16 protein-coding genes are annotated in these 24326 nt (G+C 46.9%); 13 read left to right on the top strand and 3 right to left on the bottom strand.

The features are described from left to right. Positions 1-24: 24 nt before the first annotated feature. The 6 genes from ASF12_RS14000 to ASF12_RS14025 all read left to right on the top strand — a co-directional run bounded on the left by ASF12_RS14000 (position 25) and on the right by ASF12_RS14025 (position 9187). On the top strand, positions 25-3126 hold the full coding sequence (locus tag ASF12_RS14000; protein WP_056035649.1) for a hybrid sensor histidine kinase/response regulator: 3102 nt from the start codon (positions 25-27) through the stop codon (positions 3124-3126). After that, positions 3107-4228 (top strand): response regulator, encoded by a 1122-nt coding sequence (locus ASF12_RS14005; protein ID WP_056035653.1) that lies wholly within the window; start codon positions 3107-3109, stop codon positions 4226-4228. The genes ASF12_RS14000 and ASF12_RS14005 overlap by 20 nt, the downstream gene beginning before the upstream one ends. A 144-nt stretch (positions 4229-4372) precedes the next feature. Beyond that, entirely contained in the window at positions 4373-6745 is a 2373-nt protein-coding gene (locus ASF12_RS14010; protein WP_056035656.1) for a hybrid sensor histidine kinase/response regulator, read from the top strand. Positions 6746-6773: 28 nt separating this feature from the next. Continuing rightward, on the top strand, positions 6774-7700 hold the full coding sequence (locus tag ASF12_RS14015) for a methyl-accepting chemotaxis protein (RefSeq protein WP_056035659.1): 927 nt from the start codon (positions 6774-6776) through the stop codon (positions 7698-7700). An 18-nt stretch (positions 7701-7718) separates the two neighbouring features. Next, on the top strand, positions 7719-8093 hold the full coding sequence (locus ASF12_RS14020) for a response regulator (RefSeq protein ID WP_056035662.1): 375 nt from the start codon (positions 7719-7721) through the stop codon (positions 8091-8093). A gap of 35 nt (positions 8094-8128) precedes the next feature. Beyond that, complete coding sequence (locus ASF12_RS14025) at positions 8129-9187, top strand: HD domain-containing phosphohydrolase (RefSeq protein WP_056035667.1); 1059 nt, start codon at positions 8129-8131, stop codon at positions 9185-9187. 98 nt (positions 9188-9285) lie between these two features. Here ASF12_RS14025 and ASF12_RS14030 read toward each other — a convergent pair whose 3' ends face one another. Together ASF12_RS14030 and ASF12_RS14035 are read right to left on the bottom strand one after the other, a co-directional pair. Continuing rightward, positions 9286-10539 carry a cytochrome P450 gene (locus ASF12_RS14030; protein ID WP_056035669.1) on the bottom strand — a complete coding sequence of 418 codons (1254 nt, stop codon included), beginning with the start codon at positions 10537-10539 and terminating at the stop codon, positions 9286-9288. A 246-nt stretch (positions 10540-10785) separates the two neighbouring features. After that, a complete protein-coding gene (locus ASF12_RS14035) occupies positions 10786-14991 on the bottom strand; it encodes a sulfite reductase subunit alpha (RefSeq protein ID WP_056035673.1) in 4206 nt (1401 codons plus the stop codon). Positions 14992-15285: 294 nt separating this feature from the next. Between ASF12_RS14035 and ASF12_RS14040 the strand changes: the two genes are divergently transcribed. The 3 genes from ASF12_RS14040 (at position 15286) to ASF12_RS14050 (ending at position 16949) form a co-directional block, all read left to right on the top strand. Next, positions 15286-15705 (top strand): MarR family winged helix-turn-helix transcriptional regulator, encoded by a 420-nt coding sequence (locus tag ASF12_RS14040; RefSeq protein WP_056035674.1) that lies wholly within the window; start codon positions 15286-15288, stop codon positions 15703-15705. Between the two features lie 139 nt (positions 15706-15844). Further along, positions 15845-16318, top strand: a complete 474-nt coding sequence (locus ASF12_RS14045) for a helix-turn-helix domain-containing protein (RefSeq protein ID WP_056035677.1) — start codon at positions 15845-15847, stop codon at positions 16316-16318. Then, positions 16308-16949: a type II toxin-antitoxin system VapC family toxin gene (locus ASF12_RS14050; protein WP_056035681.1), complete on the top strand. Its 642-nt coding sequence runs from the start codon at positions 16308-16310 to the stop codon at positions 16947-16949. The genes ASF12_RS14045 and ASF12_RS14050 overlap by 11 nt, the downstream gene beginning before the upstream one ends. A gap of 37 nt (positions 16950-16986) precedes the next feature. On the opposite strand, the gene ASF12_RS14055 is transcribed toward ASF12_RS14050, so the two are convergent. Continuing rightward, positions 16987-17865, bottom strand: coding sequence for a LysR family transcriptional regulator (locus ASF12_RS14055; protein ID WP_056035684.1), 879 nt, complete (start codon positions 17863-17865; stop codon positions 16987-16989). A 115-nt stretch (positions 17866-17980) separates the two neighbouring features. Between ASF12_RS14055 and zwf the strand changes: the two genes are divergently transcribed. The 4 genes from zwf (at position 17981) to gndA (ending at position 23753) form a co-directional block, all read left to right on the top strand. Further along, positions 17981-19507: a glucose-6-phosphate dehydrogenase gene (gene zwf / locus ASF12_RS14060; RefSeq protein WP_056035685.1), complete on the top strand. Its 1527-nt coding sequence runs from the start codon at positions 17981-17983 to the stop codon at positions 19505-19507. Then, the gene (gene tkt / locus ASF12_RS14065) at positions 19491-21479 is read left to right on the top strand and encodes a transketolase (protein WP_056035705.1); all 1989 of its coding nucleotides are present in this window, start codon (positions 19491-19493) and stop codon (positions 21477-21479) included. Before zwf ends, tkt begins: the two co-directional genes overlap by 17 nt. Before the next feature lie 75 nt (positions 21480-21554). After that, on the top strand, positions 21555-22220 hold the full coding sequence (fsa, locus tag ASF12_RS14070) for a fructose-6-phosphate aldolase (protein ID WP_046230868.1): 666 nt from the start codon (positions 21555-21557) through the stop codon (positions 22218-22220). Positions 22221-22334: 114 nt separating this feature from the next. Then, complete coding sequence (gene gndA / locus ASF12_RS14075) at positions 22335-23753, top strand: NADP-dependent phosphogluconate dehydrogenase (RefSeq protein WP_056035689.1); 1419 nt, start codon at positions 22335-22337, stop codon at positions 23751-23753. Positions 23754-24326 lie beyond the last annotated feature (573 nt).

Here is a 24326-nt window from a genome sequence, read left to right on the forward strand (position 1 = left end):
CTTTATATATGGAGAAATTGAAATATGAAAAACAAAGCATTATTTGGCATGTTAGGATTTATTCTGCTATTGCTTATTGGGGCTAATGTTGCCTCTCAATTGAAGTGGGATGATCAGCCGGAAGCTAGAAATGGCGTGCTCGACTTAAGTAAATGGGACGGGGTCGGTCAGAAGGTCATTAAGCTGAAGGGGGAGTGGGACTTTTATCCGAAGCAGCTGTGGGGGGACATGGCAGAAGCGAAGACAGGCCCGTTATCCAAACAGGCGCATGTTCCTGGAAATTGGAGCAATATGCTCTTGAATATGTACGATAGTCAAGCTTTCGGATATGGCACCTATCATCTTCGCATACAATTTGGCGAGCATCAGCCAGAGCTTCAAGCCTTTCAGGTACCGCTTATCCGCAGCGCGCATCGGTTGTTGATCAATGGAGAAGAAATTGGAGCGAGCGGCGCCCTTGATGATGGTTTAAAGCAGTATAAGGGGAAAATCAAGCCGTATATTGCCTATACGCAAATTAGAACGGATAGCATAGATATTTTCGTACAGGTAGCTAATTTCGATCATGCAACAAGTGGGGGTATCATTCAAGCGATTCGGATGGGGCCGCCGGATTTAATCGTTCAGGAGCAGCAGCAATTTGCCGCTTTCGAATTTGGCACCATTGCTTTTTTTATCGTGTTTGGCCTTTATTTTGGTGTGCTGCATCTACAGGACCGGGGCAGCGGCTGGATCTATTTATCCTTCTTTTTCTTATGTACGGCGCTATTAAACTCTGTTCAAGGGACGAGGTGGCTGCTGGCCATTTGGCCGGAAATGCCTTACCGAATGACGGTCACCGTATATTGGCTATGTTCAATCTCCATATTGGTAGGCATGTTCATGTACTTAGCTGTACGACATGAGCAGCGCGTCAACCGCCTGTTCAAGAGAGGTCTGCTCGTCATCTCCTCCGCAATGGCTGCCTGTATACTCGTCATGCCGACGGCTATTTCTACCCGCTTGCTGCCTCTGTGGCTAATGGTCTCTTTTATTGTACATATATATATCCTTCTCGTAGTTTTACGAAACTTACGCAGCGGGGACGAGCAAAATCGCTATGAGTTTTGGTCGTTTTGCCTCTTTTCGGCACAAGCCTTGCTTAATTCGCTAGTGCTGTTTGGCTTTGGTGAGTTAACCCTATGGTATTTTGTGCAAATGATCGGGTTTAGCATCGCAATTTCGTATTTGTTTTTGCACCAGTTTTTTCGGGCTTATCAAAAAAATGAGGCGCTTACTTTGGAACTCCATCGGGTGAATCGGTTTAAGTCTGAATTTATGACGGGTATTTCCGAACAGATGATTACGCCTTTAAATGCCATGATTGGTGTTGCAGAAGCGCGTCTGCATGCGGATGAGAGCTTGTCCATGGAGCAAATTCATGATTTGCGGCTGATTACTTCAGTAGGCTGGACGATGAGAAGGCTGGTAGACGATATGATGGATTTTGCCCGTTTGCTTGAAGCGGGCATTGCGCTTACGGTTCGTCCGATTCATTTGCCATCTGTTGTAGGTGAGGTCATTGAACGTACCCGCTACTTGGTATTTAGCGATTCGATTACATTAATGAATACGATTCCACAGGGCTTGCCGCCAATTGTAGCGGATGAGCAGCGTTTGCAGCAAATATTGACCGGACTTATACAGTCCGCTCTGAAGTTGACCATTGAAGGTACAATTACAACGAAGGCAAGCGTGCTTAGCAATCGGATGGAACTTGAAATCATCATGCAGGGAACGGGGATAACGGACGATACAGCCGCGACTCTTGTGAAAATGCTGCATCTGGAGGACGAAGCGAGCAGACCGCTGCCCTATGATGAGCATCTGGGACTATTCCTTGTCCATGCGCTGGTTAAGCTGCATCAAGGGAGAATCAGCGTCGCCTCTGGCTTGGCCCAGGAGGTTGTCATCGGTCTATCGCTTCCGATTGCTATAGAGCTATTGGCAGGGTCCAGTGCCGGCAGCTTTCCTGAATTTCATGGAAACAGTGTGGATCTGTCCTTGCAGGCACAGGGGCTAGTGGATCAGCGATTAAGAAGTCGCAAGCTATATGAGAGTCAGGAAACAGAAAGAGCTGAAATTCTGATCGTAAGCGACGATTCATTAAACATCAATGTTTTGGTGAAGCTGCTTGCCATGGATCAATACCGAGTAACCGTTGTTAAAAAAGGCAGAGAAGCGCTTAAGCGGCTTCACCATATGCGGGATACGGATCTCGTAATTGTAGAACGCATCTTGCAGGATATGTCGGGGCTTGACGTATGCCGGAATATCCGTGAGCATTTTACCAGCTTTGAGCTTCCCATTCTTCTCATGACGTCCGCTGGCTATTCCGATCACGCGATAGCGGCGAGCCAAGCGGGAGCGAATGATTTTCTGGTGAAGCCTGTCGAGTGGTCAGAGCTTCGTGTGCGGATTTTGACGCTGGTGCAATTGAAGCGCTCGGTCGGCGCGCGTATTCAGATGGAGCTGGCCTTTTTACAGGCGCAAATCAAGCCTCATTTTTTATTTAATACGTTAAACTCGATTGCCGCTTTAAGTAAAAAACAGCCGGAGAAAATGACGGATTTATTGACGGAATTCGGGCATTATTTGCGGGAAAGCTTTCGTTTTGACAGCTCCGAGCCGCTGGTGCCTTTTGAGCGTGAGCTGAAGCTGGTGAAATCATACCTGCATATTGAGAAGGTTCGTTTCGAGGATTGGCTGACGTTTGATATTCAAGTGATGACAGAGCTGTCTTTCTGGATTCCGCCCTTGACGATTCAGCCTTTGGTGGAAAATGCGGTTCGGCATGGCATTATGCGCAGAGCGGATGGCGGGCATCTTGAAATTTGTGTCTGGCAGGAAGGCGGAGACATCCTGATTACGGTGAAGGATAATGGGGTTGGCATGCCAGCTGAGTTGCCGCCCCATGCGGAAGCAGCGCCCCTAACTGGTGGAATTGGCCTGGCCAATATTGACCGCAGGATGAAACAATTATTTGGATACGGATTAACGATTTCCAGCCGTCCGGGAGAAGGTACGGAAATACGCATCCGATTGCCCATGGAGAAGGTAGGTATACATGAAAGTTATACTGGTTGATGATGAACCGCTAGCATTAAGTCATTTGGCCGAGGAGCTTGCGTGCTTTGCAGAGCTTGAAATGATCGGCTCCTATCGCAATCCAAGGCTCGCGCTTGCCGATATCAGCAGACTGGCACCGGATGCTGTCTTTCTGGATATTGAAATGCCGGAGATGAGCGGCATAGCGCTGGCGGAGAAAATTTTGCAGCAGCGCCCGCATACGCAAATTGTATTTGTAACCGTATATGAAGAATATGCGGTTAAGGCATTTGATCTTAACGCTGTAGACTATCTATTGAAGCCCATTCAGCTGAAGCGCCTAGCTCAAACAACCGAACGGCTGCTGCAAAGAGCAGGCAGTCAGCTGCCCGCTGCGCCCCGTCAGGACTGGGTCCGGGTTCAATGCTTTCGTTCTTTGCAGTTTGAGCGGGCGACGGGCGGCTCGGCAACGCTGCGCTGGAAGACGTTAAAGGCTCAGGAACTATTCAGCTTGCTGCTGCATTTGCGCGGAAAGCCTATCCGCAAACAGACGCTGGTCGACCAATTATGGTCGGATATTGATTGGAAAAAAGGAATTACGCAATTATATACGGCGATTTATCAAATTCGCAAATTGCTGCAGGATGAGCAGTTGAACATTCGCATTGAAAACGTCGATGAAGGCTACCGGCTGGATTTAAACGGCTTCCCGCTTGATATTGAGGAATGGGAGCGGCAAATGGATGCTGCTCCGCCTTTGACGAGCGAATCGCTGGAGCAGCATAAGCAATTGTCCGCCCAGTATAAAGGCGATTATCTCGCAGAATATGCTTACTTGTGGGCAGAGACCGAGAAGCAGCGGCTCCGGATGAAATGGCTGTCGCATGCCAAACAAATTGCGAATTATTTTATTGAAAGCAATAATCTCCCAGCGGCTGCCGAACATTATTTAGAAATGCAAAGTGTGCTTCCAACGGAAGAAAGTCTTTATTTTGAGCTGATGCGCATTTATGATTCTCTTGAGGATCGGCGTTCGGTCGAAGCCCAGTATGAGCTATTGCGAAAAATGCTGCTACAGGAGCTGGATATGGAGCCGCACGACTCCATCCGGTTGTGGTTTGATCGTTGGAGAAGCGTATGAACAGATGGGCTGAGACAGGAAAAGCTCTAATAATCAGGCCTCTCCTATAAAAAAAGCAGGGCGATTCTCATCTTTCAAAAATGTTTCAAAATATTGTCGTATAGTAATGAGTAGACTTACTTGCGTAGGATGGGAGAAACACAGATGTTAAAAGAACTCAAAGACATAAAAGATATAAACTACGCTTTATCTGCTCTAGAACAATCCTCGATCGTTTCGATAACGGATGCACAAGGTATCATCCATTTTGTCAATGATTATTTTTGTGAGATTTCAAAATATACGAGAGATGAAATGATCGGCTCCAGCCATAAGGTCTTAAATGCCGGCTTTCATACACAAGCGTTTTTTAAAGAGCTGTGGGCAACGATCAGCGACGGGCAAGTGTGGAAGGGAGAAGTGAAAAATCGGGCCAAGGATGGCAGCGTATATTGGGTGAATATGACGATTCTGCCGTTCACTGATGATGACGGCATTGTTTATAAATATATGGCGATTGGCAGCGATATCACGACACGCAAACACAATGAACTGAAATTAATGCAAAACATGGAAAGCTTGCGCGATATAGAAAATGCATTGGACGAATCCTCAATTGTTGCCATTACGGACAATAAGGGAGTTATTACTTACGTAAATGAGAAGTTTTGTGTCATTTCCAAGTATGAACGAGAAGAATTAATCGGGAAAACGCATCGGGTCATTAATTCGGGTTTTCATCCGAAAGCTTTTTTCAAAGTGATGTGGGAAACGATTAAACAAGGCCATGTATGGAAAGGCGAGGTCAAAAACCGCGCTAAGGACGGCAGTGAATATTGGATGAATACGACGATTGTGCCTTTTCTCGGTGAAGATGGCATTCCTCATCAGTTCATCTCCATTCGTACCGATATTACCGATCGGGTCAAGGCAGAAACTGCGCTTGCCGAACGAACGGAACAGCTTGCCAAAGCGCATGACGAGGCGATTGAAGCGAGCTTGATTAAAAGCCAGTTTTTGGCCAATATGAGTCACGAGCTTCGTACTCCACTGAACGCGATCATTGGCTACAGCGAGATGCTTCAGGAAGAAGCGGAGGAGCTTGGCGAGTCTGTTTTCGTCGAGGACCTCTCTAAAATCAGCAAGGCTGGCAACCATCTGCTGGCGCTCATTAACGATATTTTAGATATTTCTAAAATTGAAGCCGGCAAAATGGAACTGCACCCGGAGACCTGCAGCCTACCGAGCTTAATGCAGGATATACTGACTACGATACGTCCGCTTGCGATTGGGAAGGGAAATAAGCTGCAAATGAATTGCGGAGAAAATGGCAACATTACCGCCGACATTACAAAGCTGCGGCAAATTCTCTTTAATTTGCTGAGCAATGCCAACAAGTTTACGGAATCGGGGTTTATTACCTTTGAGGTGCGGAAGGAAACGCGCAATCAGCGAGAAGGCTACAGCTTTATCGTTCAGGATACGGGAATAGGCATGACCCCAGATCAACTGAAAAAGCTGTTTCAACCCTTCACCCAAGCCGATGCTTCTACTACCCGCAAATATGGCGGCACAGGGCTTGGACTAGCTATAAGCCAGCGGTTTAGCCAAATTATGGGCGGCGATATTCAGGTAGAAAGCAGCTTTGGCGTAGGGACAACGTTTATTTGCTGGCTGCCGAATACGATGGAGGATACCCTCGTTCATTTGTCTTATCCTATAGCTGAACTACCTGTACATACGGTAGATGAGCATGGACAAACGAGCATTTTGCTAATTGATGACGAGGTGTTTAATCGGGAGCTGATGGAGCGTTACCTAGCCAAAACAGGGTGGACGCTAGCATTTGCGAATAATGGTTCAGAGGGGCTGCGGCTGGCCAAAAAACTGCGGCCAAAAGTCATTTGCTTAGATATTCTTATGCCCAATATGGATGGCTGGAGTGTGCTTAATGCCCTTAAAAATGATGCCGAACTTGCCGATATACCCGTCGTTATCTGGTCGATGACTAGCGACAGACAGCAGGGCTACACGCTGGGCGTTTCCGAGTATTTAACCAAGCCGGTTGAACGGGAACGGATGATCCGGGTGATGGACAAATATATTAAGCAAAGCGACGATCACCAAATTCTCGTCATTGAGGATGATGCGACGACAAGCGAGCTGATGACCAAGCTTTTACAGAGAGAAGGATATGTCGTTGCGCAAGCCCGTAATGGGAGGCTCGCACTAGAGCATATGGCAAGAGAAATGCCTTCCCTTATTTTACTAGATCTTATGATGCCGGAAATGGATGGTTTTCAATTTATTTCGGAGCTGCGCAAGCACGGGGAATGGAACGAGATTCCGGTTGTCGTTGTGACAGCTAAGTCGATTACACAGGAAGAACGGCAAAAATTAAACAGCTATGCCAAAAATATTATCCAAAAAGAAAAACTCGAATACCATTCGCTGCTTTCGGAAATTCGCCGATTGATGGCTCTTGCCAAGGAGAATAAAACAGAGGCTGCACCGCAAGCGAATCATGAATCAACCTGATAGATAATTTTAATAGGAGGAATAGCAAGTGAATGACGTTGTGAAATTAGTTTCCCAAAGTACGCAGGTGCTTGATGGGAAGGCGGTTCTATCCGCATTAGAGCAGTCGCTGGCGATGATCGAATTTAATTTGCAAGGAGAGGTGCTGTGGGCAAATGAGCAGTTTGCCAAGGCGATGGGTTATGCAGCTCATGAATTGCCAGGGAAAAATCATCGGCAGTTTTGCAGGCCCGAGTTTGCCAATAGTGCTGAATACAAGCAGTTCTGGGAAAATTTGCGAAAAGGCACAGCCTTTCAAGAGAAAATTGTTCGGTTGGCAAAGGACGGAGCGAGTATTTGGCTTGAAGCGACCTATATGCCTGTTTGTGATGAAGAGGGCGTTCCATTTGCCGTCGTAAAGGTTGCAACAGATATTTCTGCGCGCGAGCAGGCTGTAGTCAAAATGACCGACGAATTGCAGCAGATGGCAGCGGATTTGCTGGAGCGGACCCAAAGAGGCATCAATCGCAGCGAGCAAGTCACCTCGGTTATTGAGCATGTCGTGAGCGATAATGCGATTCAAATCGATTTTCTGCAAACGCTGGAGCAGCAAACGCAAGCTGTGCGAGGGATTGTCCAGACGATTCGGGATTTTGCGTCACAGACGAATTTGCTTGCCTTGAATGCAGCGATTGAAGCTGCGCACGCAGGGGAGCATGGCCGCGGGTTTAATATTGTAGCGATGGAAGTCAAAAAGCTTGCCCAGCATGTTCAAGGGGCTGCTAGCGAAATTCAAAATTCGCTGGAAGGAATTTCAAAGCAGGTGGACAAGGTTAGCGGTAGCTCAAAAAGCTCCAGAGAAGCGATTATAAGCAGCAAGCATGAAATCGAGCAGGCTGTAGGGGACTTTACAGGAATTAGTGAGGCCGCAGGCAAGCTGGGAGAGCAGGCTAAAGTGCTTAATCAAATGGTGTAATGGGGAGGCTGCTAAACGATGAACACCGTTCTGCTGATTGAAGATAATGAGATGAATCGCGATATGTTATCCCGGCGGCTGGAGCGCAAAGGGTATCGCATCATAACGGCTGAAGACGGCAGGCAAGGGGTAGATCTCGCTGAAGAGGTGCTTCCGGATTTAATATTGATGGATTTGAGCTTGCCGGTGCTTGATGGATGGGAGGCAACCCGCATGCTCAAAAGCTCAGCTCTTACGAAGCATATTCCCGTTATCGCCTTGACCGCTCATGCGATGACGAACGATGAGGATAAGGCCTATCAGGCGGGCTGTGACGATTTTGATACGAAACCGGTTGTGCTTGAGCGGCTGCTAGAGAAGATGAAGGCTGCTTTGGAGAAAGAAAAAGCGTAAGCAGGCATTTCACGAATACAGAATGGAGAAGAACGATGGAGGACATTTCACGCGCAAAAATATTAATCGTGGACGACCAGGAGCTCAACATTACGCTTTTAGAACGGATTCTGGTCCGCTCAGGGTTTACTCATATATATAGTATAATGGATCCTCTCCAGATTCAGCAAAAGCTATTGGAAATTGAGCCGGACATTATCCTGTTGGACATGCATATGCCGGGCATGGATGGACTGCAGGTATTGACACTCATTCGTGAGCAGCTTTCGGCCGACAGTTATTTGCCCGTTTTGATGCTTACCGCTGATGTCACTCCTGAAGTGAAGAGGCGCTGCCTGGAGGCGGGAGTGAATGACTTTTTGACTAAACCGTATGACCGGACCGAGGTCATTTTGCGAATTAATAATTTGCTCAAAACCCGTCAGCTGCACAATCAGATTCAACAGCATAAAAATACGTTGGAAATGAGAGTGTTGGAGCGGACGGAGGAGCTGCAAAAGGCAAAGCTGGAAATGTTGCTGCTGCTTGGGCGCGCGGGAGAATATCGCGATGATATGACGGGCAGGCATACGCTGCGGGTCGGACGGCTTGCGGAGCTTATTGCCAGCCGTTTGGGGCTTTCGGAAGAGGACGCTGATCGTATTCGCAAAGCGGCACCGCTGCATGATATTGGAAAAATCGGTATTCCTGATGAGATTTTGCTGAAGCCCGGGCGTTTTGAGCCTCATGAATTTGAGCAAATGAAGGCTCATACGATTATTGGGTCCAGCATTTTGGAAGGAAGCACATTTTCCATCCTGAAGCTGGCGGGGATTATAGCGAAATCCCATCACGAAAAATGGGATGGTTCCGGCTATCCGTTTGGTCTGAAAGGGGAAGAAATACCTCTGGAAGCACGAATTGTAGCGCTTGCCGATTTTTATGATGCGCTCACACATGAACGTCCCTATAAGAGAGCCTGGACGATTCAGGAGACGATTGAAGAAGTGAAAAAGCAAAGCGGCATGCATTTTGATCCACAAATTGCTAATGTTTTAATTGAATTATTTAATGAAGGCATTTTATCTTCACTCGAAGATGAGGTTTATGTATAGGTTTGCGGGGACAAGCTGACTCCGATTCCATATCGAAGGCAGCTTGCTTAGGCAGTTTTTTTGCATGAAACGAATGAAGCAGCATCAAACGGTATTTTTTATTTAAAAAGCTGGATAGGCAATCGAGTCAAGCTTTGTCCGGCAGCACTAGGAACAAGGCTGTCTTCCAAAATAAAGGTTGTATCGGGCTCAATTTTGGAAAATGTTTTTAAAAAGGTAGTAAGAACGAGAGTGGCTTCCAGCCTTGCTAGAGGTGCTCCTAGACAAAAGTGGGCGCCATAGCCAAATGCGAGCTGCTTATTGTTATTTTCCCGGTGAATGTTCAATGTAAAAGGATCTTCAAACATGCTTTCATCCATATTCGCTGCGCTCATCCAAGCCACGATGGTATCCCCTTTTTTGAGCGGAACCCCTAGCACATCATTATCCTCCTTCACAGTCCGGTCCATTTTGCTAATGTGAAACCGAAACCGGAGCAGCTCTTCAACCGCGTCAGAAACAAGCTCGGGATTATTTCTGAGTTCCTGATACAGCTCGGGCTGGTCGTATAAAAAAGCATAAAAGGAATTAGCCAGCAGATTGCTCGTTGTTTCAATCCCCGCCCCAAGTAAAAACATCGTCGTGCGTACAATCTCATCATCTGTAAAATGCCCGCCATCTACTTCTACTCTAATTAAGTCGGATATAATATCGTCTTCTAAATGGGATCTCTTCGCTACAACGAGCGGGTAAAGGTATTGATAATATTCGTCGCCGGCCTTCTTTTTCAATTCATTAATCTCATCGAAGTTTTCATGAGTTGCCGGCAAAAACAGCTTGTCTACCCATGCTTTGAATAAGAGGCGGTCCTTGGAAGGGACGCCAAGCAGGTCGGACATGACGACAACTGGCAATACGCTTGTGTAGGCTTCAACGATATCCACCTGTGATTGATCGGCAAATTGGGCCACTAATTCATCGACAGCAGCCTGAATGCGCGGTTCCCATAACCGCAGGCTTCTTGGTGTGAAAGCAGCGGCGAGCAGGGATCTCCGTTTACGATGCTCTGGCGGATCAACATTGTGAATATCAAGCTGATCGGGAAACGTTTTGACCATTTCTTTATCTTTGTCGTCATTGCTCTGATAACCGACCTGGACGATGCTGCGTGTTCTAACGCTGGAAAAGTTTTTGAAATCACTAAGCACCGTTTTCACATAATCGTACTTGAACACATGGTAGGCATTTGATCCTTCATTAAAAATGACTGGGTCTTGATTCAACATGCGGCGATACCAACTATAAGGGCTGAACTCTTCTTCTTTAGACTGAAAGCTCGTAATATCAGCTAAAGAAATGACATGGTTATTCATTGCATATTCCTCCTTTAGTCGCTGCGGTGAAGCCTGTCGTACGATTTTGATTCATCGCAATAGTAAGGCTGCTGGAATAGAGAGTCATCAGGTCAATTCAAATTACCATTGTTATTTACAAATATACCAGAAATTTATACTCTAATTCAAGTATTCTAGTTTTTGTAATTTTGATAGAGTATAGGAGGTGTGAAAAATAAAGACGACCGCCAATAGTTGCGGTCGTCTCTCCCTGTATGCACTAGCTTAATAAACATCGCGGGCATATCGTTGCTCTTTGGCCATTGCCTTCACATATTGCTCCGCTTCAGCCGCCGATTTTCCGCCGTGCTGCTCAATGACTTGTTTCAGTGCGGTGTCTACGTCCTTTGCCATTTTGCTGGCATCCCCACATACATAGAAATAGGCACCTGCCTGCAGCCAGGACCATAATTCAGCGCCGTGCTCAATCATGCGATGCTGTACATATATTTTTTCTGCTTGATCTCGTGAGAAGGCGGTATCCAAACGATGGAGAATGCCGCGTTGCTGCATCGCTTCCAGCTCCTTCTTATAATAAAAGTCGCATTCCGCGCGCTGTTCTCCGAAGATCAGCCAGTTTTTCCCTTTGGCGCCTGTCGCTTGACGCTCCTGCAAAAAACCGCGGAAGGGGCCGATGCCTGTTCCGGGGCCAACCATGATGACGGGTTTATCAGTATCGCTTGGCAGGCGGAAATGGGAGGTTTTCTGAACAAAGATGGGTACGCCAGCTGCTTTCTCCGCATGGTCAGCCAGAAAGGTGGAGCATAAGCCATTTCGCTGCTTGCCATTGAACGGATAACGAACGGTGGATACGGTAATATGAACTTCATCCGGATTCATTTTTGAACTGGAAGAAATGGAATAGAGCCGCGGCTGCAACGGCTTCAGCAGTTGAACAAGCTCAGCTGCTTGAATCGGGAAAGGGAATTCCTGCAGTAGATCGGCGAGCTGACGTCCCCACAGCCATTGCTTTAATTCTTCCTGATTTTCCTTCCTTAAAAGCCGGGATAAAACATCGTTATTTGTACGTTCATGTACAGCTTGCAAAATGCTCGGAGTGATTCGGGTAATATCGTAATGCTTGGCAAGAGCAAGGCTTAATGGTAGCTCTCCAAAATCTTTAACGGACACGAACTCGGTAGGGCTCAGCTTTACAGCTTCCAATACTTCTTCCACAAGTGCCGGAGCATTTGTTGGCCAAACGCCTAAAGCGTCACCGGACTCATAGTGCAGCCCGGTATTTTTTAAATCAAAAATATAATGGCGGGTATCTTTCTCAGAGCCTTCCTTGCTTAACGGCTTGTTGGCGAGCAAGATGGTTGTAAGCGGCTGGTTCCGATCATAGTGAACCTGTATAGCAGTCTCATGTGCAGAAGAAGACGCAGCGCCATTTGTTCTGGTGCCCTTCTGAGCTTTTTGCAAAGCTGTTTCGAGCGATAGGATCCATGCGGATACCTGCTCTTGAAAATTCGTATCGCAATCTGTTCGCGGCATTAGGCGCTTGGCTCCTAAATGCTCGAATCGGGCATCCAGTTGTTGTCCAAACCCGCAAAATAAATCATAGCTGGAATCGCCAAAGCCGAGTACAGCGAATGTCACTCCCGGCAGCTTAGGTGCATCGTCAGCTTGAAGGGAGTGCCAGAAGCCGGTGCCATTGTCAGGCGGGTCGCCTGCCCCAAATGTACTCGCGATGCATAGCACATACTGTTCATTAGCAAGATTCTTTATATCGTAGTCATCCATGTTTAACAGCTGGACATGATGACCCGCTGCCAATAATTGCTTGGCGCAAGCTTGAGCGGCTTCCTCGGCATTTCCGGTTTGAGACGCCCATACAATCGTAATCCGCAAAGCTTCTGCATCTTTTATGTGGACAAAAGGTACAGGCGGTTCTAGCGTCGCTTGCCCGGTACTTGCCGCAGCGCTCAAGGCTGCGCCGGATTCCGACAAGTAAGTGCGGGAGAACATGCCTGCGAGCAGCCCATCGAGAAATAGCTTTTTGGAGGCTTCCAGCGGCGCGGATGGAGGAAGAACAGGGATGCCAGGCGCGCTCTGGAGCTCGCTCGTTTTTAGGCTGGCAATAAAACCGGTCACATACGTTTTTTCATGGTTTTCCAGCGTCATAACAGATGTTGATTCAATGCCAAGCATACTGGCGAGCGTATCGACTTTAGACATGTAAATCTCCTCCTCATAAACGTTGCTCGCACTGCGGAATGCCGAGTGGGAGGCTGTTATTTCCTCATCAGAATGAATAATCGGCGCAGCCTCTGCGGAAGCGGCGACGCGAATAAGAGACACTGCGCAAAATTTAAATTCAGGTTGAAAGGAGATCGGATCAATAGCATCGTTGGTCACATCATTAATAGCCAGATTTTTGCCGAAAATATCATTCCAATGAAACGGGGCAAAGCAATTGCCGGGACGAACCCGATCGGTTATGACAGCTGGTAAAATAGCAACCCCCCGCTTAGAGCGAATCTCGACTTGATTATCAGCTGTAATGCCAAGAGTGGCCGCATCCTCGGGATGAATTTCCACGAAGGGACCTGGGTTCAGTTTATTCAGCTTGGCTATTTTACCGGTTTTCGTCATTGTGTGCCATTGATGCTGTACGCGTCCCGTGTTCAAGATAAAGGGGAATTCCATATCGGGAAGCTCAGCCGGAGGCAAAAAGGGGCGGGCGAGAAAGATGCCTTTGCCGCTTTCGGTCGGAAATACAAGTCTCGGCAAACTGCCATCTTCCTTGAGCTTCAACGTTTGGCTGATTCCATTGTTGATATAGCGGATAGGGTTGCGATCCGCTTCGCTTTCAGGAGCGCACGGCCATTGCAGCGGTGTACTGCGTAGCCGCTCATAGGATGCGCCGCGAATATCGTAGCCGGTCTTGGGATTCCAAGCCTGTTGAATTTCCTGATAAACCTCCTCGGAGCTGCTATATGAAAAAGCGTCGGCAAAGCCCATTTCACATGCTACACGAGCGATGATCTGCCAATCGGGCAGCACCTCGCCGGGCGGCTTTACCGCCTTCTGCATCAACGTCAAATTACGCTCGGAGTTGATCATCACGCCTTCAGCCTCAGACCATAACGCGCCGGGCAGCATAATATCCGCATAGGCATTCGTTTCCGTTTCAAGGAAAGCATCCTGTGTAATGACAAGCTCGGCTTTCTCTAAACCGGCAATGACGTTTCTTCGATTGGGAACCGTCACTACGGGATTCGTGCAAATAATCCAGCATGCCTTAATTTGACCAGCTTGCATTTGCTCAAACATCGAGACGGTTCCTGTACCTACCTCGGTTGTAAGGGTTCCTGATGGCAGCCTCCACAGGCTCTCGATAAAATCACGTTCCTTTTCTACGAGGACGGAACGCTGGCCGGGCAAGCCGGGTCCCATATAGCCCATCTCGCGGCCGCCCATTGCGTTGGGTTGACCGGTGAGGGAGAAGGGGCCGCTGCCTGGACGGCATATTTTGCCGGTAGCCAAATGCAAATTACAAATTGCATTCGTGTGCCAAGTACCGTGTGTGCTTTGATTGAGGCCCATCGTCCAGCAGCTCATCCAATTCGGCGATTCGCCGATCCAAGCCGCGGCCTTGCGAATATGTTCCTCCGGGATGCCCGTTATTTCAGCTACTTTATCCGGAGGGTAATCGTCTAAAAACGCAATCATCGGTTCCCAGCCGGAAGTAAAGTCAGCAATAAATGCTTCGTCAATATCATTATTTTTCACCAGTAGATGCAAAAGTCCGTTTAGCAGAGCCAGGTCGGTTCCCGGTTTTATTTGCATATATAGGGATGCTTTATCGGCCGTAGCATTGCGGCGCGGGTCAACGACAATGAGCCTCGCACCCGCTTTTATTCGATCCATCATTCGCAGAAACAAAATAGGGTGGCAGTCAGCCATATTTGCGCCAATGACGAAAAAAAGATCGCTTTGGTCAAAATCCTGATAGGAGCCTGGCGGACCATCCGCTCCAAGAGACAGCTTATAACCGCTGCCGGCGCTTGCCATACAGAGCCTGGAATTGGATTCAATATTGTTCGTGCCCACGAAGCCTTTGGCGAGCTTATTAATTAAATACTGCGACTCCAGTGACATCTGGCCGGATACATAAAAGGAAAGGGCATTTGGCCCATGCTCGTCAAGTATGGAACGCAGCTGCGCTGCTGTTTTGCTTATCGCTTCGTCAATTGCTAATTTTTGCAGCTCGCCCTTGCGCGAGAGGCGTTCATAAGCGTATTCCATTCGTCCTGACTCCGAAATCGCTTCGGCGCACGTGTTGCCTTTCGTGCACAATCGCCCGAAATTGGTAGGATGCTCTTTGTCTCCCGTTACTTTAATGACACGATTTTCCGATACCTCAAGTATGATGCCGCATCCAACACCGCAATAAGGGCAGACGCTTTTTATTTTTTCAGTAGGCAAGCAGGTTCACCACCAGCGTTAGAAGTTAATAGGAGTGTGATAAAGAAGTGAGTTTTTGATTTCAAACTTAACGGATTATAACTAGATATGCTCAATATATATCGCACTACGATCTAAGTCAATGAGTTTGTGTTATGTTATATAACATGAAAACGTTTTTATTTTAATTTTGTTTGTTTGACTCTACATTGGGTGAGGAAACTTAACTTTATCAGGGTATGATTTTTACTTCATCGTTGTGATTGAATGAATGACAGCTATGGGATAGACTAGAAGAAAAGCAGGAGCCCTTATATGACCAATAACCGTTTGTCCAAGCAGGTTTATGAAGAATTGGCTTTATTTCGATATCGTATTCGCAAGTTTATTCGGTTTAGTGAAGAGGCAGCGAGAAGCAAAGGTTTAACTCCCCAATACCATCAACTTATGTTAGCTATCATGGGATTTCCAGAGAGGGACTATGCGACTCCGAAAGAGCTGGCCGAGCGTTTGCAAATTACGCCGCATGCCTGCCTGGAGCTCATTAAGCGCTGTGAAGATTTAGAGCTCGTAAGCCGGTTCCCGAATTCTGAGGATAAAAGAAGCATCTTTATAAAGGTGACCGAGCGTGGCATGGGTTTATTGGAAGCATTGTCAGAAATTCACGCTGAGGAGCTTAAGAGGGCGGGATTGCTTGAAATACAAAGTAATGGTGGAGGATATTTGGGCGATTAATCGAGGGGAAGATTAGAAACAAAGCCAAATTCGGTATATTTGATCTTTAAAGTGCTGGTTTAATAAGTTTAATTCGTTTGTTTGGTTTAATATTTATATTGATTGAAAAGTATAGTAAAATGAATGGGAGGTGAACAGCATGGCAAAAACAAGTGAAGAGCTGGCTCAAGAGATTGAAGTATTCACAACGAGTGTTACTTTAGTTGAAGGAGAACTTGAAACGTTACGAAGAGCCGCTGCGATTATTCGAATCAGGAAGGCACAAGATTATATTCAAGCTCGAAATGTACTAGCCGTCCCGTTAGAGCATCAAGAGAAGAATAGCAAATATGTCAGTGCCGATGAAGTCGCCGAGATGTTCGGAATTAGCGTCCAAGGTGTTTACAAATGGATCAAGCTTGGGAAGATAGATACTGAGAAGCTTGAGACACCTGGGAGCAGCAAAAATTTAATTGTGCGCTCTCAATTTGATGTGCCCAAATATCAAAAACAAATTGAAGCAGTACGTCGAACCAAAGAAGCGCTTAGTAAAGTAAAACCGGCCGAGAAAGACGAGGATCTTTATCCTATCAGTGATGAAGATGCGGACATGGAGGAACTTGATGTCAAATAAGCAGAAGGTTATTTGTGACACGAATATTTATATCTATGCTTCATGGGGATATCAACCTGCTGTTCAACTTATTAACGAACTTCGCTTTGATATAGAGCTTTTAATGCCTACAATCGTCCAAGTAGAACTATTGTCCATTCCCAGAACACAAAAAGATTTATCGTATAAGGATGTTATTGAAGAATATATTGAATACCCAAAGTCTGAGGGTTTGATGGTTCATATTAATGATAATGTTGCTAAAAATGCAGCTGATATTCGTATATTGTGGTTCGAGTCAGAAGGCAAAAAGCTTCCATCGCCTGACGCTATTATTGCAGCCACAAGCATTGATTTAGATGCACAGCTTTATAGTAATAACGATAAAGATTTTGTATACGCCGCCCAACATTTTGGACTGAAATTTGAAAATCCAATTAATCGCAATGATTTAGAAAAATTCATGAAAGAAAACGAACTTGCTCATGAGGAAAGCGACATTATGGACACGGCTATGCGAGTACTTGCCAAAATGGACGAAGAGTCGCTGCGGGAGTTATCTTATAAATCCATCGGGCTTTTAAATGATCAGGCAAAAAAGGAACAAATTAAATTTGCAAGAGGACTCAAAAAGAGAAGGAGCGAAAGTTAACTTTCAATTCTTCTCTTTTTATTTTATATACAAAGCTTTAATGCACAAGCTCAATAAATCGGCTAGCTGTACTCGACAGCGGCAAATTCCGCATTTTCATTATGCCAACATGGGAGGGAGGCAGCTGCACATCCAATTGAATTTCGAAGAGCGAGCCTTCCTCTAGCTCCTTCGATACAAATTCCCGCGTTACATACGAAATGCCGAGTCCTCTCCGGGCAAATTCGATCAGCAAATCGACGCTGCCGACCTCGATTTCAGGCTTCAGCATATAACCGAAGCTTTGAAAAAGCTCTGTAATGGCCATTCGCGCCCGGCTATTGCGGGAGAAAAGAATGACGGGATGCTGTAACAATTGGTCCAGCGTCAAAACTTCATTTTTCAGCTTCGCGTAGCGCTCCCCTGCAACAAAACAATCCTTCAGTTGAATGCTTTCACGCACTTCCAGCTGGGAATCGACAATCGGCATGCGAACGACACCAAGGTCTATCTTGCCTTCCTTCAGGAAAGAAATCACTTCCGGCGTCGTGCCGTGATTAAGATGAAGCCTAATTTCGGGATACATATAATGAAAGTTTTCCAAATACGGCAGCAAATAATGCTTGAACAGCGAATCGCTGCCGCCAATACGCAGCTCGCCGCTCTCTAGATTTTTCAGTGCAGCCATTTTTTCCTCTGCAAGGGTTATCAATATTTGCGACTGCTCGATGTAGGAGTACAAGATCGTACCTTCCTGCGTTAGCGCAACTCCTTTGGAATTTCGATAAAACAAAGTGATGCCGAAGCTGTTTTCCAGCTGCTTAATGGCGTGGCTGACACTCGGTTGCGTGAGGTACAGCGCATTAGCAGCTTTCGTTAAGCTGCCTGTTTTAGCGGCCCAATAAAAAACCTTATATAATTCGTAATTATTGATCATAGATGTGGTCTATACCTCCTCTTAAATATATTAATTACTTGTATGGCTCTTAAACGTATTATAGTGTAACTAAGAAAAAGAAACCATAGCTAACGAATTGGAAGGAGAACGGAAGATGGAGCCAACCACTTTTGTGTTGTTTGGAGCGACAGGGGATTTAGCGAAAAGAAAAATCTACCCCGCTTTGTATAATTTGTTCATCGAGCAGAAACTGCCGCAAGCATTCTCCTTGATTGGCCTTGGACGAAGAGAGCTGACGCATGAAACCTTTCAGGCAAATGTCGAGCAATCTCTCCGTGATTTTTCCAGACGGGAAATAAAGGACGAGGCGAGCGTAAAAGCTTTTTTAAAAGCTTTCCGTTACCAAGTTCTGAACATAGACCATAAGGAAGATTACCAGAAGCTGCTTCACATGATTGAACAGCGGGAGGAAGCTTTAAATCTTGCCCCGAATCGCCTGTTTTATTTATCGGTTGGGCCTGAATTTTTCGAAACGATTGCCTCCAACATTCAGGCTAGCGGGCTTGGCTCTGCGCAGGGCTGGAAGCGTCTCGTCATTGAGAAGCCTTTCGGCCATGATTTGCAATCTGCACGCGATTTGAATGAAAGCCTTAGCCGGTCTTTTGAGGAAAAAGAAGTTTTTCGGATCGATCATTATCTCGGCAAGCCGATGGTGCAGCGTCTTGAGGCTTTGCAGCAGACGAACCCGGTCATTCAGGCGCTGTGGAACAATCATTACATTGCCAATGTGCAAATTACAGCGAATGAAACGGTCGGCGTAGAGGAAAGAGCCGGTTATTACGATCATGTCGGCGCACTAAGAGACATGTTCCAAAACCATTTGCTGCAATTGCTTATGATGACGGCGATCCAGCTTCCTCAGAAGAGCGACCCTGAAAAGGTTCGTTCTAAGAAGAAACAGGTGATGGAAGCTCTTGAACCGCTGCAAAAGAAAGATGTTGCCCTCAGCATCGTTCGCGGACAATACAGCGCTGGCAGCATTCAGGGCAAGCCGGTTGTCGGCTATAAGTCTGAGCCGGGGATTGCCGAAACTTCGATGAATGACACCTTTATCGCAGCAAAATTGCAGATTGATGATTTCTTTTGGCGGGGCGTTCCTTTCTACATTCGTACCGGCAAAAGAATGAAGGAAAAATCGACGCGAATCGTCATTGAATTTAAAGAGCCGTTAAAACAAGCTCCTTCCGTAAACGAAGAAGGGGTGGCTCCGAATCTGCTCGTCATTGAAATGAGCCCTAATGAAAGCATTACGCTTCAGCTCAATTCCAAGGATTCGCAGCAAAATGGTGAATTCAAGCCGATTCAAATCGATTTTCACCCGAACAAGGAAGAGCTTCCAGAAGCTTATGAAAATTTGATTCACGATGCTTTGAACGGCAACCCTACGTTTTTTGCGCATTGGGATGAAGTTGAAATGTCGTGGGCCTGGGTTCAGCCTATTTTGGAAGCTTTCGCAGAAAATCAGGTTCCTCTTCATCATTATGCGGCTGGTACTTATGGGCCAGCGGAATCCGATGCTTTGCTAGCGCAGGATGGCTACCACTGGTGGTTCGATTCCAAGCTGGAACAACAATCTGAAACAGAGAAAGGACAACAATATGCCTATCACACAAACCATTGATCAGTTAGCGATTGACACGATTCGTACTTTATCGATTGACGCCATTAACAGCGCCAATTCCGGTCATCCGGGCCTTCCTATGGGGGCAGCGCCAATGGCGTACACGTTATGGTCCAAATTTTTAAGCCACAATCCCGGTCATGCCAAATGGTTCAACCGCGACCGTTTCGTGCTTTCGGCGGGCCATGGTTCAGCGCTGCTTTACAGCCTGCTGCACTTATCCGGCTATGAAGTGTCGCTTGACGATTTGAAGCAATTCCGCAAGCTGAACAGCAAGACGCCAGGCCATCCTGAGTTTGGACATACGGATGGCGTAGATGCGACGACTGGCCCTCTAGGCCAAGGGGTTGCAATGGCTGTCGGCATGGCAATGGCAGAGGCGCATCTGGCTGCAAAATTCAATCAGGATGGTTTCCCAATCATCGACCATTATACGTATGCGCTCGTTGGCGACGGCTGCTTGATGGAAGGGATTTCCTACGAGGCTATGTCGATGGCTGGCCATATGAAGCTGGACAAATTGATCGTGCTCTATGATTCAAACGATATTTCCCTCGACGGAGAATTAAACCTTTCTTTTGGGGAGAATATTCAAAAAAGAGCGGAATCTGCGAATTGGCAATATCTCCGCGTGGAAGATGGCAATGACACTTCGGCCATCGCTGAGGCAATTGCAGCTGCCAAGCACAACGATTCACAGCCAACGCTTATTGAAATCCGGACGATTATCGGTTACGGAAGCAAAGTAGCGGGCACGAATAAAGCGCATGGCAATCCGCTTGGCAAGGAAGAAGCAATCGCAACGAAAGCCGCTTATGGCTGGAAGTATGAAGAAGAGTTCACCGTTCCGGCTGAGGTCAAAGCGCATTACGAGCAGTTGAAGCTTGCGGGTGCAGCTAAAGAGGCGGAATGGAACAAACAGCTTGCTTCCTACACTGCACAATATCCGGCGCAAGGCAAGGAACTGGCTCAAGTCATCGATGGTTCTGTAACGATTGATGCGGCTGACATTTTGACCTTCGATGCCTCCAAAACACTTTCAACTCGCGTAGCGAGCGGTGAAGCCATCAATCATTATGTGAAGACCGTTCCTTCCATCTTCGGAGGCAGTGCAGATCTATCGCATTCCACGATGACGGACATTAAAGGAGAAGAGACATTCGCGGTTAAATCGTATGCAGGACGCAATATTTATTTCGGCGTTCGCGAGCATGCAATGGGCGCGGCGGGCAATGGCATGGCGCTGCATGGCGGCGTAAAACCATTCGTGAGTACCTTCTTCGTATTCAGCGATTATTTGCGCCCGTCGATTCGTCTGGCTGCCTTGCAGAAGCTGCCTGTTACGTATGTATTCACGCATGATTCCATCGCAGTCGGCGAAGATGGTCCTACGCATGAGCCAGTTGAGCATTTGGCTGCGCTTCGCACCATTCCAGGGCTCACTGTCATTCGTCCAACGGATGCCAATGAAACGGCAAGTGCTTGGGCTTATGCTTTGCAGCAAAATGATGGCCCGGTTGCGCTCGTGCTGAGCAGACAAAATCTGCCGATCTATGAAGCGACGAAAGCTAACGTTGCAGAAGTAGCTAAAGGCGCTTATGTGCTGACAGAAACGAATGAGAAGCCAGACGTCATTTTGATCGCTACAGGTTCTGAGGTATCGCTTGCCGTAAGTGCTAAAACCGAGCTGGAGAACGATAACGTATCCGTTCGCGTCGTGGCTATGCCGAGCAGAGAGCTGTTTGAGCGTCAGCCAGCAGCTTACAAGCAAAGCGTTCTCCCTGATGCCGTATCGAACCGTATCGCCATTGAAGCGGGTATTTCGCTCGGCTGGGAGCGTTATGCAGGGCCAAGCGGCAAAGTGTTGTCCATTGATACGTTTGGGGCGTCAGGCCCGGGCAACCAGGTGATGGAATACTTTGGCTTCTCAACGGAAAATGTCGTTAGCCTGGCAAAAGAATTATTGAAATAATTGAAATGCAGGGCAATCAAATTTAAAATTAAAATGTAAATCAAAAATGAACCCAAAAAACGGAGGTAATTGACTATGAAATTTTTTATCGATACGGCTAATGTGGAAGATATTAAGAAAGCTTATAAAATTGGCGTTTTGTCCGGTGTTACCACTAACCCGTCTTTAGTTGCTAAAGAAGGCGTGAAATTTGAAGACCGTATTGCTGAAATTTTGCAAATCGTGCCTGAGGTTGAATCCGTTTCTGCAGAAGTAACGCCTAACGCGATTACAGCTGAAGAAATGATCGCTGAAGCGGACGAGCTAATCAAAATCAACAACAACGATAAAAACATTACAATCAAGCTTCCGATGAACCTTGCTGGACTAGAAACTTGCCGTTACCTGACGAAAAAAGGCGTAAAAACGAACGTAACGCTTATTTTCACAGTGAACCAAGCGCTGTTGGCTGCTCGTGCTGGCGCAACCTATGTTTCCCCGTTCCTTGGTCGTCTGGACGATATTTCCGAAGATGGCGTTCTATTGGTTTCTAAAATTGCTGAATTGTTCCGCACGCACCAGCTGGATGCGCAAATTATTGCAGCTTCGGTTCGCCACCCGGATCACGTTACTCGCGTAGCGATGGCTGGCGCGCATATTGCAACTGTGCCATTCGCGGTTATCGAGCAAATTTCGAAGCACCCGCTTACCGATCAAGGCATGGAGAAATTTGCTGCTGACTGGAAAAAAACTTCCCTGTAAGAAGGGGAGTTTGAAGCGATAAGTAATATGTAATATGGCATTTATTTTGAAAATGGCGACAGCCATTTACGCTTATATAAAAAGAGCTTGAATAGGATTGGGAGGCAGATTTCCGTGAGCAAACAGCAAATTGGTGTCGTTGGTCTTGCCGTTATGGGCAAAAACCTCGCTTTAAACATTGAAAGCAGAGGGTTCTCGGTTGCGCTATACAACCGTTCCCCAGAAAAAACAAATGAGCTTCTGGAAGAAGCAAAAGGCAAAAATTTTGTAGGTGCATACAGCGTCGAAGAATTTGTAAACTCGCTTGAAACGCCGCGCAGAATTTTAATAATGGTCAAAGCAGGCGCGCCAACTGACGATACGATTAATCAGCTTGTACCTTTTCTAGACCAAGGGGACATTTTGATTGACGGCGGCAACGCTTATTTCCCTGATACGCAAAGAAGAAATGAAGAGCTTTCAGCTAAAGGCTTCCGCTTTATCGGTGCGGGCGTTTCCGGCGGCGAAGAGGGCGCGCTTAAAGGTCCGGCAATTATGCCAGGCGGTCAAAAAGACGCTTATGAGCTCGTTGAGCCGATCTTGACAGCTATTTCGGCGAAAGTGAATGGCGATGCTTGCTCTACTTACATTGGTGAAGGCGGCGCTGGACACTATGTGAAAATGGTGCACAACGGCATCGAGTATGGCGACATGCAGCTGATTGGCGAAGCATACCATTTGTTGAAAGATGTACTCGGTGTAAACACGTCCGAGCTGCATAACATTTTCACCGAGTGGAATAATGGCGAGCTGGACAGCTATTTGATCGAAATTACAGCTGACATTTTCTCGAAAACAGACCCGGCTACAGGCAAGCCGATGGTCGATGTAATTCTCGATTCCGCAGGCCAAAAAGGAACTGGCAAATGGACGAGCCAAAGCGCTCTTGATCTCGGCGTTCCATTGTCGATCATTACCGAGTCCGTATTCTCGCGCTTTATTTCTGCGATGAAAGAGGAGCGCATAGCGGCAAGCAAGAAGCTGAACGGCCCTGCGGTATCGAGCTATGACGGCGATTCGCAAGAGTTTATTGAAGCGGTCCGCAAAGCGCTATTCGCGAGCAAAATCGCTTCGTACGCCCAAGGCTTCGCGCAAATGCGCGCTGCTTCTGACCAGTACAACTGGAACCTGAACTACGGCAGTATTGCAATGATTTTCCGTGGCGGCTGCATTATTCGTGCCGGCTTCCTGCAAAACATTAAAGATGCGTATGACCGTGATCCGGAACTGAAAAACTTGTTCCTTGATGATTATTTCGGCGGCATCGTAGATAACTACCAAGAGGCTTGGAGAAAAGTGATTGCCATTGCCGTAACAAGAGGGATTCCAGTTCCTGCTTTCGCATCGGCACTAGCTTATTATGACAGCTACCGTACAGAAAGACTGCCGGCTAACCTGCTGCAAGCACAGCGTGATTATTTCGGAGCGCATACGTTTGAGCGTCTCGATCAACAAGGCAGCTTCCATTTCCAATGGATGGAAAACAACGAATAGGAAATGCGTAGTCATAAATAAGTAAGTAATTGGAAAAACAACTGGAAGGTTGGCCTCACATCCGTGAGGTCAGCCTTATGTTGGATTTTATCGAAAAAGGGCGATAACCCGCTGCGAGTGGATGACGGGGAAATGTCGTCCTTTTTGCTGTGCCGCTAGGCGGCGTTCATCATTATAAAAGTGCACTGATCAGGTCATACGGTTAGAATATTAGCTCGAGAAGCACATGCTGCCTTACGGGCTGAAGAAGGTGGTGCCTTCCACACAAAAAGATATTTAAAAGGGGTATATTCAGCGGATTGAGGATCCGGACAGAGGAGAGGCGAGCATATAAAGGAGCCTGAAACGCAGACATCCCAGCGATCTTCCATAAGAGGCGGAGCAGCCTGAGACGCTCGCTCCTTTTTTGGCGGACTGAGGTTCCGCAATTTTAGCTTTTGATCCATTTTCAGGCCGCAGGCGGACAGGATGTAGCTAGAATAAAAAGTGGACACAGCGTTAAGGAACGCCTAATAATAGACGTAACGAAAAAGAAGAGGTGTCCGCGAGTGGGAGAACAACGGCAACGATACA

This window comes from Paenibacillus sp. Leaf72 (genome assembly GCF_001422685.1).
Classification (GTDB): domain Bacteria; phylum Bacillota; class Bacilli; order Paenibacillales; family Paenibacillaceae; genus Pristimantibacillus.